The organism is Planococcus daihaiensis, from assembly GCF_049262615.1.
Lineage (GTDB): Bacteria > Bacillota > Bacilli > Bacillales_A > Planococcaceae > Planococcus.
In genome coordinates this window covers 2564160-2579988 of the sequence record NZ_CP175504.1, presented here as the reverse complement: position 1 = coordinate 2579988, position 15829 = coordinate 2564160, and the positions used below count along the sequence as shown (strand labels likewise).

Annotated in this window: 15 protein-coding genes; 2 read left to right on the top strand and 13 right to left on the bottom strand. The window is 47.8% G+C overall.

The window, feature by feature from the left end; genetic code table 11:
* Window positions 1-125 precede the first annotated feature (125 nt).
* On the top strand, window positions 126-983 hold the full coding sequence (locus DHX103_RS12660; RefSeq protein ID WP_422122633.1) for a TetR/AcrR family transcriptional regulator: 858 nt from the start codon (window positions 126-128) through the stop codon (window positions 981-983).
* Window positions 984-1028: 45 nt separating this feature from the next.
* Here the strand turns inward: DHX103_RS12660 and DHX103_RS12655 are convergent, their stop codons facing one another.
* The 6 genes from DHX103_RS12655 to DHX103_RS12630 form a co-directional block, all read right to left on the bottom strand.
* Window positions 1029-2477 (bottom strand): amidase family protein, encoded by a 1449-nt coding sequence (locus tag DHX103_RS12655; RefSeq protein WP_422122632.1) that lies wholly within the window; start codon window positions 2475-2477, stop codon window positions 1029-1031.
* A 57-nt stretch (window positions 2478-2534) separates the two neighbouring features.
* The gene (locus DHX103_RS12650) at window positions 2535-2693 is read right to left on the bottom strand and encodes a Fur-regulated basic protein FbpA (protein ID WP_422122631.1); all 159 of its coding nucleotides are present in this window, start codon (window positions 2691-2693) and stop codon (window positions 2535-2537) included.
* Window positions 2694-2826: 133 nt separating this feature from the next.
* Window positions 2827-4191, bottom strand: coding sequence for a 23S rRNA (uracil(1939)-C(5))-methyltransferase RlmD (gene rlmD, locus DHX103_RS12645; protein ID WP_422122630.1), 1365 nt, complete (start codon window positions 4189-4191; stop codon window positions 2827-2829).
* Window positions 4192-4263: 72 nt separating this feature from the next.
* Entirely contained in the window at window positions 4264-4374 is a 111-nt protein-coding gene (cydS, locus tag DHX103_RS12640) for a cytochrome bd oxidase small subunit CydS (protein WP_422122629.1), read from the bottom strand.
* A 15-nt stretch (window positions 4375-4389) separates the two neighbouring features.
* On the bottom strand, window positions 4390-5418 hold the full coding sequence (locus DHX103_RS12635; protein WP_422122628.1) for a cytochrome d ubiquinol oxidase subunit II: 1029 nt from the start codon (window positions 5416-5418) through the stop codon (window positions 4390-4392).
* Window positions 5415-6764, bottom strand: coding sequence for a cytochrome ubiquinol oxidase subunit I (locus tag DHX103_RS12630; RefSeq protein WP_422122627.1), 1350 nt, complete (start codon window positions 6762-6764; stop codon window positions 5415-5417). The genes DHX103_RS12635 and DHX103_RS12630 overlap by 4 nt, the downstream gene beginning before the upstream one ends.
* 210 nt (window positions 6765-6974) lie before the next feature.
* On the opposite strand from DHX103_RS12630, the gene DHX103_RS12625 reads away from it, so the two are divergent.
* Window positions 6975-7403: an NUDIX hydrolase gene (locus tag DHX103_RS12625; RefSeq protein ID WP_422122626.1), complete on the top strand. Its 429-nt coding sequence runs from the start codon at window positions 6975-6977 to the stop codon at window positions 7401-7403.
* 106 nt (window positions 7404-7509) lie between these two features.
* On the opposite strand, the gene DHX103_RS12620 is transcribed toward DHX103_RS12625, so the two are convergent.
* From DHX103_RS12620 to ligA, 7 genes are all read right to left on the bottom strand, one after another.
* On the bottom strand, window positions 7510-8421 hold the full coding sequence (locus tag DHX103_RS12620) for a diacylglycerol kinase (RefSeq protein WP_422122625.1): 912 nt from the start codon (window positions 8419-8421) through the stop codon (window positions 7510-7512).
* Between the two features lie 79 nt (window positions 8422-8500).
* On the bottom strand, window positions 8501-9064 hold the full coding sequence (locus DHX103_RS12615) for a thioredoxin family protein (protein ID WP_422122624.1): 564 nt from the start codon (window positions 9062-9064) through the stop codon (window positions 8501-8503).
* A gap of 263 nt (window positions 9065-9327) precedes the next feature.
* Window positions 9328-10758, bottom strand: a complete 1431-nt coding sequence (gene gatB, locus DHX103_RS12610; RefSeq protein ID WP_422122623.1) for an Asp-tRNA(Asn)/Glu-tRNA(Gln) amidotransferase subunit GatB — start codon at window positions 10756-10758, stop codon at window positions 9328-9330.
* Window positions 10755-12185, bottom strand: coding sequence for an Asp-tRNA(Asn)/Glu-tRNA(Gln) amidotransferase subunit GatA (gatA, locus tag DHX103_RS12605; RefSeq protein WP_422124773.1), 1431 nt, complete (start codon window positions 12183-12185; stop codon window positions 10755-10757). The genes gatB and gatA overlap by 4 nt, the downstream gene beginning before the upstream one ends.
* Window positions 12186-12241: 56 nt before the next feature.
* A complete protein-coding gene (gene gatC / locus DHX103_RS12600; protein WP_422122622.1) occupies window positions 12242-12532 on the bottom strand; it encodes an Asp-tRNA(Asn)/Glu-tRNA(Gln) amidotransferase subunit GatC in 291 nt (96 codons plus the stop codon).
* Between the two features lie 121 nt (window positions 12533-12653).
* Window positions 12654-13802: a CamS family sex pheromone protein gene (locus tag DHX103_RS12595; protein ID WP_422122621.1), complete on the bottom strand. Its 1149-nt coding sequence runs from the start codon at window positions 13800-13802 to the stop codon at window positions 12654-12656.
* Between the two features lie 14 nt (window positions 13803-13816).
* Window positions 13817-15823, bottom strand: coding sequence for an NAD-dependent DNA ligase LigA (gene ligA / locus DHX103_RS12590; RefSeq protein WP_422122620.1), 2007 nt, complete (start codon window positions 15821-15823; stop codon window positions 13817-13819).
* Window positions 15824-15829 lie beyond the last annotated feature (6 nt).

The window sequence follows — 15829 nt, the reverse complement described above, 5'->3', positions numbered from 1 at the left end:
TTTCCTTATTCTATACCTGCAGTATATTATTATCAACAAAAATATACTGCAGGTATAATTTCATTGATTAAAATCTGATTTACAGGTATTCTGTTTATAGAATACGACGATAAAGGTGAGTATAAATGAATCGAAAAAAACAAAATATCATAGACGCGGCGTACGCCCTTTTCATCGATAAAGGCTATTCCGCCACTTCGATCCAGGAAATTCTCGATGAAGCGGGAATTTCCAAGGGCACCTTCTATAATTATTTCACCTCCAAAACGGAATGCCTTATCGCCATCATGGAATCCGTGGGTGCTGAAATCCGCCAAAAACGAATGGAATGTGCCGCCGGAAAACGGGTGGATGATAAAGAAGTGTTTGCCGACCAGCTGGCTGTCCGAATACAGATAAATCGGGAGAAAAACCTGTTCGCGCTGTACGAAAGTATTTTTTATTCCCAGGATAAAGAACTGAAAAATTTCGCTAAAACCTCCTATAAAAAAGAACTCGATTGGATGTCTTCACGCATCATCGACCTTTTCGGACAAACAGCCGCGCCTTACGCATTGGATAATGCTGCAGCGATGCACGGTACAATCCAGCAGCTGGTGAATGTCTGGCTATTGACTACCGATGAAGATCTTCCGCCCAAAGCATTGGCCACATTCGCCGTCAACCGGCTCGAGGTCTCGTTGCGGGCTCAAATTGACTCCGGTGAACGCTTTATACTTGCCCCAACGGTCTATACCGAAAAATCCGCAGCAAACCTGTCTGTTGCAGAACTGGCTCAGCAGCTGGAAAGCTATAGCCGCAATACGCTTGAGGATTCAGCTTCCAAACAACTCGTTGAATTTCTTGCCGGCGAATTGAAAAGCGGATCCCCACGGAAAGCATTGCTCGAAAGTGTATTGGGAACGCTATCCACGATTCCAGGTCATGAATCCGAATTGATGATCTTGTTGGAACAGGTATGGAAGAAACTTGCGAAGTTTTAAATGAATAGAAAAAAGGTGACCCGGTTTTTTTCGGATCACCTTTTTTTATGGTTTTCTTCTGCCTTTTACCGCTTGTTCAAACGCATAGGCATATTCGATAAGCTTCGGTTCGCTGAAAGCCAGTCCGTTGAACGTGATGCCGAAGGGCTCACGCGTTTCCGTATAGCCGAATGGCACGGTAATCGCCGGAAAGCCTGCAGCGGCGCCGACATTGCAGCCGAAATCCTGCGGCAGGATGATGGCATCAGCTCCAATTTCTTTTAGCGTGGCGTCGATTCCCTGCTCTGCTGCCAGGAAGCGATTGCGTTCAAGCGCTTCCACATACTCTCTTTCGGTGAGCCTTCCCGTCAGCAGATTGGCCTGCTCCAAAAGATTCTGGCCAAATCCCAGCATTTTATCGGAGTTTTCATTATTAAAAGCGATGACATCATCCAATGACCGTATCGGGTTCATCGGGTCGGTTTTCGCCAAATAGGCATTCAAATCCGCTTTGAATTCGTGCAGCAATACGGCAAATCCAAGATCTTCCTGATTGGACCCAAGATCCACGTCTTCGATAATTTCAGCGCCGCATTCTTTTAGCCTGGCTTTCGCCTGCTCAAACATCTCCATCTGCTCATCTGAAATTTCTTTGAACAATTCAGGCGTTACCGCGAGCTTCACATTCTTTAATCCGTCTTCCTTCAGGTGGACGCTCCAGTCATATCCTTCGAAATCTACGGAAAATCGGGTAATCGGATCTTCCGGGTCATATCCAATCAGTGCGGAAAAGACTTTGACGGCATCTTCAACTGTGCGGGCCATCGTTCCTGCAGTATCCTGGGTATGCGACAACGGAATGATGCCTCTCCTGCTGATCATGCCAATGGTCGGCTTTATGCCCACAACGCTATTTTGGGCAGCGGGATTGATAATCGAGCCCGATGTTTCCGTACCGACTGACGCCGCCGCGAGATTGGCCGCTACTGCTGCTGCCGCACCCGAACTTGAGCCTCCGACATCGAAAGCGCCATAGGGATTATTCACCTGCCCCCCGCGCGAACTGAAGCCATTCGTCATTTTATCGGACATGAAATTTGCCCATTCCGTCATATTGGTTTTGCCTAAAATGACGGCACCTGCTTTGCGCAGTTTTTCGATCAAAAATGCATCGTTCAGGGCGTAATGATTTTCGAGTGCCAGGGAACCGGCACTGGTATGCATTTTATCGCCCGTTTCCATATTATCTTTCACCACGATGGGAATGCCATGCAACGGACTTTTGAAGCCTTTGCGCTGCTGCTCAAAATCCAGTGATTGGGCAACCTGGAGGGCATCCGGGTTAATTTCCAACAGCGCATTGATGTTTTTATCACGCAGTGAAATATTCTCCTTATACATCAACACCAATTCTTCTGAATTGATATTGCCCGCCTTCATTTCCTTCTGCATTTCGGAAAGGGTCATTTCATCCAGTTTTTCACTCCGGTAATCTTCCAGCTTCTTATGATGCATAGACTTTCCTCCTTCATCCACTTTAATCTTATATGAAAAGAAAGAAAAAGCCGTAGCTTACGAGCTAAGGCTTTTCTGGGTATATTCCTTCATTAATTCATATAAGCTCAACTCATATAATTGCCGTCCATTAATTTTAAAGACGTTCTGCGCCACCAATTCCTCGATGACCATCGAGCGTTTATTTTCAAATTTCGATTGGGGTATCTGGTCCATGCTGTTTGTTCTCTCCTTGTGAGGTATTCTCTTGTCTTTACCCCTCCGGGACCCTGCACGAAACACATTCCATCGAAATAAAACAAAAGAAAAACCGGACCTATTTCGCGACCGGTTTCAATATTATATTCTGTTATTTCTCAAGCTGCAGCCATGCGACCGCTTCGCAGTGGGTGGATTGCGGGAACATGTCCACCGGCTGAACTTCCTGGGTGCGGTAGCCGCCGTCTTCAAGAATGCGAAGATCTCTGGCAAGCGTCGCCGGGTTGCAGGAAACATAGACAACGCGTTCCGGCCGCTGTTTCAGAATGGTTTGAAGCAATTGCTCATCGCAGCCTTTGCGCGGCGGATCGACGACAAGCACATCGGCCCGTTTGCCTTCTTTATACCAGCGCGGAATCACCTGTTCGGCAGGTCCCGCCTCAAAGAGTGTGTTGCTGAGGCCGTTGAGCTCGGCATTGCGTTTGGCGTCTTCAATTGCCGGCGCCACGATTTCGACACCCATGACGAATTTGGCGCGTTTGGCCAGGAACAACGAAATTGTGCCGATGCCACAATAGGCGTCGATGACGGTTTCATTGCCGGTCAGGTTGGCATATTCGAGCGCCTGTCCGTAAAGCACTTCGGTCTGCTCCGGATTGATCTGATAGAACGAGCGGGCGGAAATTTCAAAACGGACGTCGCCGATCTTGTCTTCAATAACGTCTTTGCCCCAAATAGTAATTGTTTCATCCCCGAAAATGACATTCGTTTTTTCAGGATTGACGTTCTGGACGACTGACACAGTATCGGGCACAAGCTGCCGGATCAGTTCAACAGCTTGCGCCGCCTGCGGAAATTTTTTCTTTTTGGTAATCAAGACCACCATGACCTCGCCGGTGGCACGCGCTTTGCGAACGACGACGTGGCGCAGCTGCCCGCGATGCGTCTCTTCTTCATACGGCTCGATGCCGAATTCCATCAGCTTCTGTTTGATGCCAGCCATTAAAGTATCAGCTTCCGGCGTTTGGATCAGGCAGATGTCCGTATCCGCAATGCGGTGGGAACGCGGCTGGTAAAACCCGGCAACCACACGGCCATCTTCCATACCGAAAGGAATCTGCGATTTATTGCGGTAACGCCACGGATCTTCCATCCCTTTGACGGCGTGGACCGGAACATCCGGCAATTTTCCGATGCGGGTGATGGCATCGCGGACGAGTTTGCGTTTGAATGTCATCTGGCCTTCATAGGAAAGATGCTGAATCTGGCAGCCGCCGCATGTATCAAATACCGGACAAGGCGCTTCCACCCGGAACGGTGAGGCATTTTCGATTTGAAGCAATTTTGCAAAGCCGTAGGATTTTAAAGTTTTCATTACGTGGACATGGACGTCTTCCCCCGGCAATGCGCCGTGGATAAATAAAGGATAGCCTTCTACTTTGGCAACGCCGGCTCCGTCGTGGGTTAAATCTTCCACGTGGACCAACAGCCGTTCATTTTTCGTTACAGGTTTCAATTCGTTCACTCCATTTCACATTCGTTTATTCTACATGAAAAAACGTGCCCAGGCAAAGCCTGGGCACGTCAGTCAGTCACGATCCTTCGATACTGCTCCGTCTTTCAACGCGAACCAGAAACCGAAGATCAATGCTGCGATCAATACGAGAAACGGTGCATAAAATATTAAGAAATCCTGCATGGAAAGTGCCTCCTTTTACGCATGATAATCCGATTTGCCTTTGACGTAATCTTTATCAAACAAGAACAGACGGAACAGGAGATACAAGGATGGCAACAATAAACCGAGCCCCGCGATAAAGGCGATGATCAATGCAATCGCCATTGCTTCATTGGTAAAGCTGTCGTAGATCGTCAAATATGGATACAGAAGATAAGGATAATGGGAAACGCCATACGCGAAGAAAGCCGTAAAGAATTGGCCGACCAGCAGGATGAACGCCAAACCATAATTTTTTCTTTTCCAGATCAGATAGACTGTACCCGCGAACAGCAGGAACGAAATGGCGAAAGCCCACCACAGGTCAAGGATGCGGCTGAAATGTTCCGGGTTATGGGCACGGAGCTCATAAATGATACCCGTTGCGGTCACAATTGCCGGTCCTGCCCACACCAGAGCATATTTCCGCATCAAATCCGTCGCTTTGGCATCCCCGGCTTTATTGGCGTACCACGTCAGAAATACGGCCGATATATAAAGCACAGCCGTGAGACTGAGGACAACGATGCTCCACATCAATGGGCTGGTGAAAAGCGCCCAATAATCTAGGTATGGCTGGCTGCCGTCCATTTTGATGAATCCGCCTTCCGAAATTGCCAGCACCGGAGATAATGACGCCGGCAATAGAAGCCCCGACAAACCATACATATAAATATAGCCGCGGTGATCAATTTTTGCACCGTACGTGGCGAAGGCGTAATAGGAACCGCGTATCGCCAGCAACACAAGCGCTATACTCGCCGGAATCAACAGGGTGGTGCCGTAATAAAATGCGGTCTGCGGGAAAAATCCGATGATCCCCACAAAGAAGAAAACGAAAAACACGTTCGTTACTTCCCATACCGGCGACAGATACCGCTGAATGATGCCCGTCAGGATATGCTGCTTGTTGGTGAACGCGCTATAGGCATTGAAAAAGCCGGCCCCGAAATCGATGGATGCCACAATGACGTATAGAAACAGAAACAGCCAGAGAACCGAAACGCCAATGATTTCTAATGTCATTCCGGATCACCGCCCTTTTTAGCATTTTCGCGATCAACCAATTCTTTTTCCACCGGATTGCGTTTATACATCCGGGACAGAACGACAATCGTTCCGATTCCCAATATGAAATACAGGCCTGCGAAAAGGATGATCATCAGATCGACCTGCCCGCTTGTCGTGGCAGCTTCACTGGTTCGCATATGGCCAACCATAATCCATGGCTGTCGGCCCACTTCCGTAAACCACCAGCCGGCTTCGATGGCGATCAATGCGAGCGGCCCTCCTGCTACTGTCAGCCAGCGGAACCATTTCTTCGTAATGATCGACCAGTTGCGCCAGGTTCCGATAAGGAAAACGAAGGAGAAGAATGCCAGCCACATGCCGATGGTCACCATCGTATCGAACAGGTAATGGATCCACAGCGGCGGCCTTTCATCTTCCGGGAATTCATTCAACCCGGTAACCTCAGCTGTCGGATCGCCATGTGCCAGTATACTCAATGCGTAAGGAATCTTGATGGCATATTTTGGTTCCTCGCCGTCAAGCACACCGAAGAGCACCAATTCTGCGTCTCCACCTGTTTCAAAATGCCATTCAGCTGCTGCCAGCTTCTCCGGCTGGTATTCTGCAAGGTATTTACCCGAGAAATCGCCGATGATCGCAGTGGCCACCGCGAACACAAAGCCGATTTTCATCGTCAGCAGCAACGCTTTTTTATGGTAGATATGATTGGATCCCTGCACCAGGCGCAGCGCGGCAATCGATGCCAGAACAAATGCGCTGGTCATGAAAGCCGTCGCCATAACGTGAGCGACTTTCGTCGGCACCGCCGGACTGAACATTGCGAGCAGCGGGCTGATGTTGACGAGTTCACCGTTTAAGATATCAAAGCCTTGCGGTGCGTTCATGAAGGCGTTGACTATGGTAATGAAGACAGAAGAAGCGGCTGCCCCCAACGCGACAGGAATCAGCAGCAACAAATGCTTGCGCTGGTCTTCGAAACGATCCCATGTATAAAGATAAATGCCGAGGAAAATGGCTTCAAAGAAAAATGCGAAAACTTCCATGAACAACGGCAAGGCGATTACATTGCCCGCCAATTGCATAAAATTCGGCCACAGCAGCGACAATTGCAGGCCAATCGCTGTCCCGGTCACGACCCCGACGGCTACCGTAATAACAAATCCTCTCGCCCACCTGCGGGCGAGCAAAATATAATGCTCATCATTCTTTTTAATCCCGACCCACTGAGCGATCAAAATCATCAGTGGAATGCCGACTCCAATTGTAGCGTATAAAATATGAAATGAAAGAGTCATCATTGTCAGGATGCGGCTTAATAACGCTGTATCTTCAAATCCCATTTCCCGGTCCCTCCTGAGGAATATATTTCTCCGTAATCAACATACAATTATTGTACCCTAAGCGGGCTCCGTGAATCCTCTGCGAGGGATTTTATAGGTCCAGTTTTTCCGCAAACTATGAATAAGCTGTGACAATAAAAGTTAAATACCCCTTGATATTTAGCTGAATTTTTAGTATTCTATAGAGAACATAAATAAAGGGTGATTTAAATGGAGACAAGCAGAAAAGTTTTTGCCTACATTACAAGAGGCCCTGAAGACAACCGCGAATTACTGGTTTTCGAGTATCAAGGCGAACCTGAAGTCGGTGTCCAGGTTCCTGGCGGTTCGATCGCTGAAGGTGAAATGCTCATTGATGCACTTTATCGGGAAGTCCAGGAAGAAACAGGTCTTTCTCGTGACGTATTGGATTTTGCAGGAAAAATCCACAAGTATAATTATTATCCTGAACATCGGGATAAAGTGTATGAACGCAATATGTTTCATTTCGAATACACCGGTGAAAAAGTCGATGAGTGGGAGCATACCATCAAAAGTGATGGCCGCGACAACGGCATGACACTGTTGTTCCGATGGGAACCGGTCGAAGATTTGCCGAAACTCGCGATGGAGCAAGACACAGCGATTGAATTATTGTAATGATACGGGCACACCAAAAGAAGCCTGGCAGGTAACACACTGCCAGGCTTCTTTTTATTGTTTAGTCAGGAATCGATTGACGTGAATCATGCCGATCCTTTGACTGCTAATTAATGTCTTTATTATGCAAAGATTGTATTGGAACCATTACTTCAATATGTTTTTCAAGGTTTTGGAAAACCGCCGGTAAAACGCCACCGAATTCACCGTCAAGATTCAACATGACCCGTTCCTTCGATGTGACTGAAATTCTGCTGGCTTTGGCATAAATAACATGAGGGTTTGACAGATGCTCTCCCCGAAGTGCCAGTGAAGCCAAACGGATAAACTCAGCCATATTCACTTCTTTCAAAATCAGCAACGTAAATTTCCCATCATTGATGCTGGCATCCGGCGCCAGTTTTTCAAAGCCACCAACCGAATTGGTCAATCCAATCAGGAACATCATTGCTTTATCATCAAACACTTCTCCATCGTATTCAATGCGGACATTCGACGAACGGATCGACGGCAGCATTTCGATGCCTTTCAAATAATAAGCCATCTGGCCAAGAACCGTTTTCAACTTGCTTGGAACTTCATAAGTCAGCTCCGTCATTCTGCCGCCACCGGCAATATTGATGAAATAGCGGTCGTTCATCATCCCCACATCCACCGGAATCGATTCCCCTTGCAGGATGATGTCTACGGCTTTATTGATGTCGCGGGGAATATGTACCGCCCGTGCAAAATCATTCGTCGTGCCCATGGGAATCAAACCGATTTTCGGCCGCTTCTCAAATGTTGAAACGCCGGAGACCACTTCGTTCAATGTCCCGTCTCCTCCGACTGCTACAATCAGGTCGAAATCTCTTTCGACCGCTGTGATGGCAGCGGCGGTTGCATCACCTTCGCAGGTTGTGGCATGGCACGACGTTTCGTAACCGGCTATTTCCATTTTTTCCAGCACTTCCGGCAAATGCTTGCGGAATAATTCCCTGCCGGACGTGGGGTTATAAATAATTCGTGCTCGTTTCATAGGATTTCAGCCTTTCTCCACTTACTCTAGAAAATAAGACACTATATAGAAGATAAAAGTTCCGTGTATAAGAAATTCTTCATTTTGAAAGTGATTTTGTCAACACTGCTTTTAACTCATCATAAACACTGTTCCAAAACTCACCTTTATAAACAAAACCATCCGTAATTTCACCGAGGATGGTCTTAAAATGCAGATCGTATTGCGGATCTTCTTTATCGGGCAGCTTTGCTTTCAGTCCGTCCACAAATTTCTGGACCATAGCGGATCTCGGACCCCAATCAGCCAGCACTTCCCCGTCCGGCGATAAAAAGATGTATTTCGGAATGGACCGGCCGTCGTTTGTCAGATACCGTTCCATCAATTCAAGGTTTTCATCCCGGTAGACACAACGAACTTCCAGGTCCGCCGCATCTGCAATTTTACGCAAAATTGCATTGTTCATCATGGCATCTCCACACCAGTCTTCTGTAATGACCAAAATGTGGGGGTTCTTCTCTTTCAAAAGCGCAAAGAATTCTTTGTCTTCCGGCAGCTTGAACTTTTCGTAAATTGAATAGGATTTCTCTTGGTTGGATTCCATTTGAGACATATATTTTTCAAGAGTTATCGCGTTTTCAAAATAATTCTGCTCTATTGTCATAATATCACAACTCCTTTAAATTCAGTTTACTTGTCTTCCCCAAAAGCTTCAAATCTTATTGCTCTAAATAAGGAAAGCGAAAACGGCCGTTCAGCTCCGACATGCGCTGGAGGGCTTGAAAGTAATGGTGCTTTTTGTCATTGCCGGCAACTTTTTTTCATGTGTCGAAGCTGGCGAAGCGATGCAGACACATGACCGAAGCGACTCGAGGCGTTGGAGTCTGGACACAAAAAGGATGGTCCAGTTGTGGACCATCCTTCCTTTTACCTATTACCTATTTCTTCCAATAGGATTTTATTTAAGAGCGGCGGGTTTGCCTGCCCTTTGGTGGCTTTCATGATCTGCCCGACAAGGAAACCGATTGCGCGGTCTTTGCCGTTTTTGAAGTCTTCGATCGATTGCGGGTTGGCATCGAGTGTAGTCGTGACATATTCACGCAAAACGCCTTCATCCGAGATTTGGACAAGTCCTTTTGCTTTGACGATTTCATTGGCGTTGCCGCCTTTTTCAATCAATTCACGGAACACTTTTTTGGCGATTTTTGAAGAAATGGTGCCGTCACCGATCAATTTGATCATGCCGGCCAGTCCTGCTGGCGTTAACGCCGTATCTGCCAATTCTTTCTGTTCAGCATTCAAATAGGCGGAAACTTCACCCATCAGCCAGTTGGAGACCAGTTTTGCATCAGCCCCTTCAGCAACCGTCGCTTCGAAAAAGTCAGAAATCGGTTTGGCCAGCGTCAGCACCATCGCGTCGTATGGAGACATGCCGAGTTCGGACACATAACGGGCTTTGCGCGCATCCGGCAATTCCGGAATTTCCGCACGGACACGTTCAATCCAGGCATCGTCAATGACGATGTCGACAAGATCCGGTTCCGGGAAATAACGGTAATCATCGGATCCTTCTTTGATGCGCATCAGAACGGTTTTGGCAGTCGTTTCATCATAACGGCGCGTTTCCTGTGGAATTATGCCACCCGACAGGAGAACTTGTTCCTGACGGATCTGTTCATGTTCAATCCCTTTTCGTACGTAGTTGAACGAGTTCAGGTTTTTCAATTCCGTTTTCGTGCCGAATTGCTCCTGGCCCCATGGACGCAATGAAATGTTCGCATCGCAGCGCAGCGATCCTTCTTCCATACGGACATCAGAAACGCCCGTGTACTGGATAATCGCCTTGATTTTCTCCAGGAAAGCATAAGCTTCGTCAGCAGTGCGCATATCCGGTTCCGAAACGATTTCGATCAATGGTGTACCCTGGCGATTGAAATCCACCAGTGAATGGCCATTATCCGTATGCGTCAGTTTCCCTGCGTCTTCTTCCATGTGAAGACGCGTGATGCCGATGCGTTTTTTCTCACCGTTCACTTCAATTTCGATCCAGCCATGTTCACCGATCGGCTGATCAAATTGAGAAATTTGGTACGCTTTCGGATTGTCGGGATAGAAATAGTTTTTGCGGTCAAATTTGGTGTGGCGGGTAATTTCACAATTTAATGCGAGAGCCGCTTTCATTGCCCAGTCCACCGCGCGTTTATTGACGACCGGCAGGACCCCCGGATAGCCGAGGTCGATTTCGTTTGTATTGGTATTCGGTTCTGCGCCGAAATGTGCCGGCGAAGGTGAAAACATTTTGGAATCAGTTTTCAGTTCAACGTGCACTTCGAGCCCGATAATCGTTTCAAAGTTCATTGTGCTGCTCCCTCCCATAATTGAGGAGTTTTTGTATGGAAATCTGTCGCCTTTTCAAATACATCGGCTACACGATATACCGTTTCCTCGTCGAAATAATTGCCGATGATCTGCAAGCCCAGCGGCATGCCGCCATCAAATCCACACGGCACGGAAATCGCCGGTACCCCCGCAAGGTTAACGGGAATCGTCAGGATATCGTTGGCATACATTGTTAACGGGTCATCGATGATTTCACCGATTTTAAATGCCGGTGTCGGCGTTGTCGGACTAACGATGACATCGTAATTCTGGAATGCATCATCAAAATCCTGCTTGATCAATGTGCGCACTTTTTGCGCTTTTTTATAATACGCATCGTAATAACCTGAGCTTAGGGCATACGTGCCCAGCATGATACGGCGCTTCACTTCGTCGCCAAAACCTTCCGCACGCGTATTCATATAGAAGTCGAGCAGGTTGCTCGCTTTATCTGTCCGATAGCCGTAGCGGATGCCGTCGAAACGGGAAAGGTTTGAAGAAGCTTCTGAGGAAGCCAGTAGATAATACGTGGCAAGCGCATATTTGGAATGAGGCAAGGAAATTTCTTCCCAGATTGCACCTTTTTCCTTCAATACATCCAGTGCATCGTATACCGCCTTTTTCACGGATTCACTGACGCCTTCTGCAAAGTATTCCTTCGGTACGCCAATGCGAAGCCCTTTGATGTCGCCAGTCAGCGCTGCCGCAAAATCAGGTACTTCAACATCTGCTGAAGTGGAATCTTTTTCATCATGGCCGGAAATCGCCTGAAGCAGCAACGCGTTGTCTTTCACAGTGCGCGTTACCGGTCCGATTTGGTCCAATGAAGAAGCAAAAGCGATCAAGCCAAAACGGGACACCCGTCCGTATGTAGGTTTCATTCCTACGACGCCACAGAATGCTGCAGGCTGGCGGATCGAGCCGCCGGTATCCGAACCGAGTGTAAACGGCACTTCGCCTGCTGCAACCGCAGCGGTCGAGCCGCCTGAAGATCCACCCGGTACATAATCGAGGTTCCACGGATTTCTTGTCTTTTTATAATACGAGTTCTCATTGGATGACCCCATTGCAAACTCATCCATATTCAATTTGCCGACAATGACCATGCCTGCTGTGCGCAATTTTTCTACTACCGTGGCATTATAAATCGGGTTAAAGCCCTCAAGAATACGGCTTGATGCAGTCGTGACCAAGCCTTCCGTCATGATATTGTCTTTAACGCCAATCGGTAATCCGAATAACGGACCGCGCTGTTCTTTCGGTGTGTTGTCCATTTCAGCCGCTGTCGCTGTCGCCTGTTCTTTATTCAATGCCAAAAAAGCATCGACTTTCGGATCAAGCTCATCCATTCGGTTGAACGTTTCTTTTGTCAGTTCGGAAATCGTTGTTTCATCATTGCGAATCATTTCCTGCAATTGTGCAGCTGTCTTGTCGTAGAATTTCATGGTTTCCCTCCTCACATCTATTCCAGAATCGTCGGAACTTTCACTTGTCCCGCTATATGTTCTTTAACATTTTTCAAAACTGTTTCACGCGGCAAGCCTGGTTCCGCTTTGTCTTCACGCAAAACATTGACCATCGGCAATACATGCGTAGTCGGCTCCACATTTTCTGTATCCAGTTCATTCAAAAGTTCCATCGCATTCGTGATGGCTTCCAGTTGTTCTGCAAAATGGACCGCTTCTTCATCCGTAATCGCCAGACGCGCCAAATGCGCAACTTCGATCACTTCTTCTTTTGTCATTTTCGCCATTTCCTTACACCTCCGAAATCAGTAAACATACGCTATATCATATCATTTATTATTCTAAAAGAATAGAGACAGCCGCCGTGGCTGCCTCTTTTGCCACCCGAATGAATGCGGCAGCTGTTTCTTATTCATAAATATGGACAATCGGTTCGGTCTCGTTGGCTTTTCTCAAAATCAGCGCTTCCGTTCCATTGACCGAATGCACGTCCACTTCCACCTGTATATTTTCAGGAAAATGTTTCATGACAAGCCCCGTCAAATATTGGGTAAATCCGATGACTTCCGATGAGCCATAAAACTGGATTGGAATTTCAATCTTCAATTTGCGGATCGAGTCGCCTTGATAAAACCCGGTGCCGATAACGCTCGTGAAATTCGAGAAGTATTCCTCAACATCCTGCTTGAAGTTCTTGAAAGCTGTGTCCACTCCCCGGTATTTCTCTTCCGGGTTTGATGACGGGAAAATGACGAATTCCTCGCTGATTGCATTCCAATTGGCTACTGTCGTGTCACCGCCCGGAGCTACACCGTAAGTGAAATAAGTTCCGGCAGTGATCGTGCTGCGGCTTTTCTGCTTGAACAAACCGACAGTAATCGGTATATCCGCCATATCTTCTTTTTGCCTCAACCGATTAACGATTTCATCCGCCATCCGCTTGCCTTCAGCCTCCAGCTGCTCCTGAGAGATCGTTTCTTCGGTTGAAACACCGTCAGCGTTTTTGCTGTAATAGATTGAATTGAGCGCTAGTCCGACAGACACGCCGCCCAGTCTGATCGTATCTTCGTTGGTTTTCACGAGATAATTCTGTTCGATGATATGCGCCAGGATTTCAGGCGGAGGAGCATCCGGCATTTCATCGCCCTCTTCCGCATCTTCCGCCGGCGCAGCCCGCTTGTCTTCCGCGTTCAATCCTGTTGGATTATCTTCTGCGTCATAACGACGGAGCCATTCAGTAACTTCCTGATCCGTTATGATCTGACCTTCCTGAAAAAAATAATCATCAGGTGAAAACTGATTTTGGGACAATCGCAACAAACCTTTTTCCGCTTCTTCAATATCGTAGCGGGAGTTCATCCGATTGACGATCTTCCCTCGCGTGGCGCTTTGTTTATAAGGCAAAAGGGTCCGGTAAAATTCTTCATCCAACTGCATGCTAGGAATAATTGCCGTTTCCACTTCTTCTGTGCCGATGACTTCCGTTTCGTTCGTCTCCGTCGGCACACAGGCTGTAAGCAATAAAATGCTGGCAGGGATCCACCAAATGCGTTTCATGTTCAATAATCTCCTCATTTGTTCAATTCCTCGATCAATTGCTGTTCATTCCAGATTTCAATTTTCAAATCTGTCGCTTTGTCCAATTTGGATCCCGCTTCTTCCCCGGCAATCAGCAGATCGGTTTTCTTACTGACACTGCCGGACATTTTGCCGCCCATCGCCTCGATGCGTTCAGTCGCTTCAGAGCGGGTCAGCTGTCCCAATTTACCGGTCAGGACGATTTTCTTTCCGGCAAATGCATTGGATCCCGCTTCCACCTGGATCCGTTTGCCGGTATAAGTAAGATTGACGTTTTCGTTCGCCAAACGTTCCACAAGAGCCCGCACTTCTTCATTGTCGAAATAGGTGACAATCGAGTCTGCCATTTTATCGCCGATTTCATGGATGGCCATCAATTCTTCAAACGTCGCAGCCATCAGCCCTTCCATCGAACCGAAATGTTCGGAAAGTATGCGGGCCGCTTTTTCGCCGACGTGGCGGATACCCAGCCCAAACAACAGCCGTTCCATTGAATTGCTGCGTGATGCATCGATTGCCGCGATCAAATTGGACGCTGATTTATCGCCCATCCGGTCCAATTCCAGCAATTGCTCTTTGGTCAGTTTGTAAATATCCGCAATATCCGCAATCAGCCCTTCCTGATACAGCTGTTCGATGACTTTTTCACCGAGTCCCTCGATGTTCATCGCATTGCGTGACACAAAATGGATCAAGCCTTCTGTGATTTGAGCCGGACATTTCGGATTGACGCAGCGGAGCACCACTTCGCCTTCGATCCGCACCAGTTCCGAATCACAGGCCGGACAATTTTTCGGCATATGGAAAGGTTCTTCATCGCCGGTCCGCAGTTCAGTCAGCACACGGACCACCTCCGGTATGATATCGCCCGCTTTTCGGATGATGACTTTATCGCCGATCCGGATGTCTTTTTCTTTGATCAGATCTTCATTGTGCAGGGAAGCCCGCTGAACAGTCGATCCGGCGACCGATACGGGATCAAGGAGCGCCGTCGGTGTAACAGCACCGGTGCGCCCGACACTGAGTTCGATATCACGAAGGTTCGTCATGACTTCTTCGGCAGGGAATTTATAAGCCGTGGCCCATTTCGGGCTTTTCGCCGTAAATCCGAGTTCCTGCTGCTGAAGAAAGCGATTGACTTTGATGACGATGCCATCGATTTCATAAGATAATTTTGTGCGTTTTTCTGTCCATGTTTCAATATATTCGAGCACTTCGTCGACGCTGCGGCAAACTTTCCGTTCATCGTTCGTCTTGAAGCCAAGTTTGCTTAAATAATTCAGCGAGCCGTCATGATCCTCGAGACCGTAATTTTCAGCGTCTCCACCGATTCCGTAAATGAAAACATTCAAATTGCGGCTCGCCGCGATTTTGGGATCAAGCTGCCGAAGCGATCCGGCAGCCGCGTTGCGGGGGTTGGCGAAAACTTCTTCCCCTTTTTCGCCGCGCTGTTCATTCAATTTATGGAAAGATCCTTTGGGCATGAAAACTTCACCGCGCACCTCAAGCGATACCGGTTCCTTCAATTTCAAAGGAATCGAGCGGATCGTCCGCAGATTGACGGTAATGTCTTCCCCGACCCGGCCATCGCCGCGGGTTGCACCGCGGACGAATTTGCCGTTGTCGTAGATCAGTGACACGGCGAGGCCGTCTATCTTCAGTTCGCAGACGTATTCAACCTTTTCTCCTGCGCCGTTCCTGACCCGTTTATCGAATTCCTGCAGATCGTCTTCACCGAAAGCATTCGACAAACTCAGCATCGGACGGACATGGTTCACTTTTTCAAAATTGGAGATCGGTGCTCCACCCACCCGCTGTGTCGGTGAATCCGGAAACACAAGATCCGGATATAAAGTTTCCAATTCAATTAATTCGTTGAGCAATTGATCGTAAACCGCGTCAGGAACCTTCGGATTATCCAGCACATAATAGGCATGGCCATAGGCGCTGAGCAATTCGTTCAATTCACTTACCCGTTGTTCCGCTTTGATACGGTCCATATTATA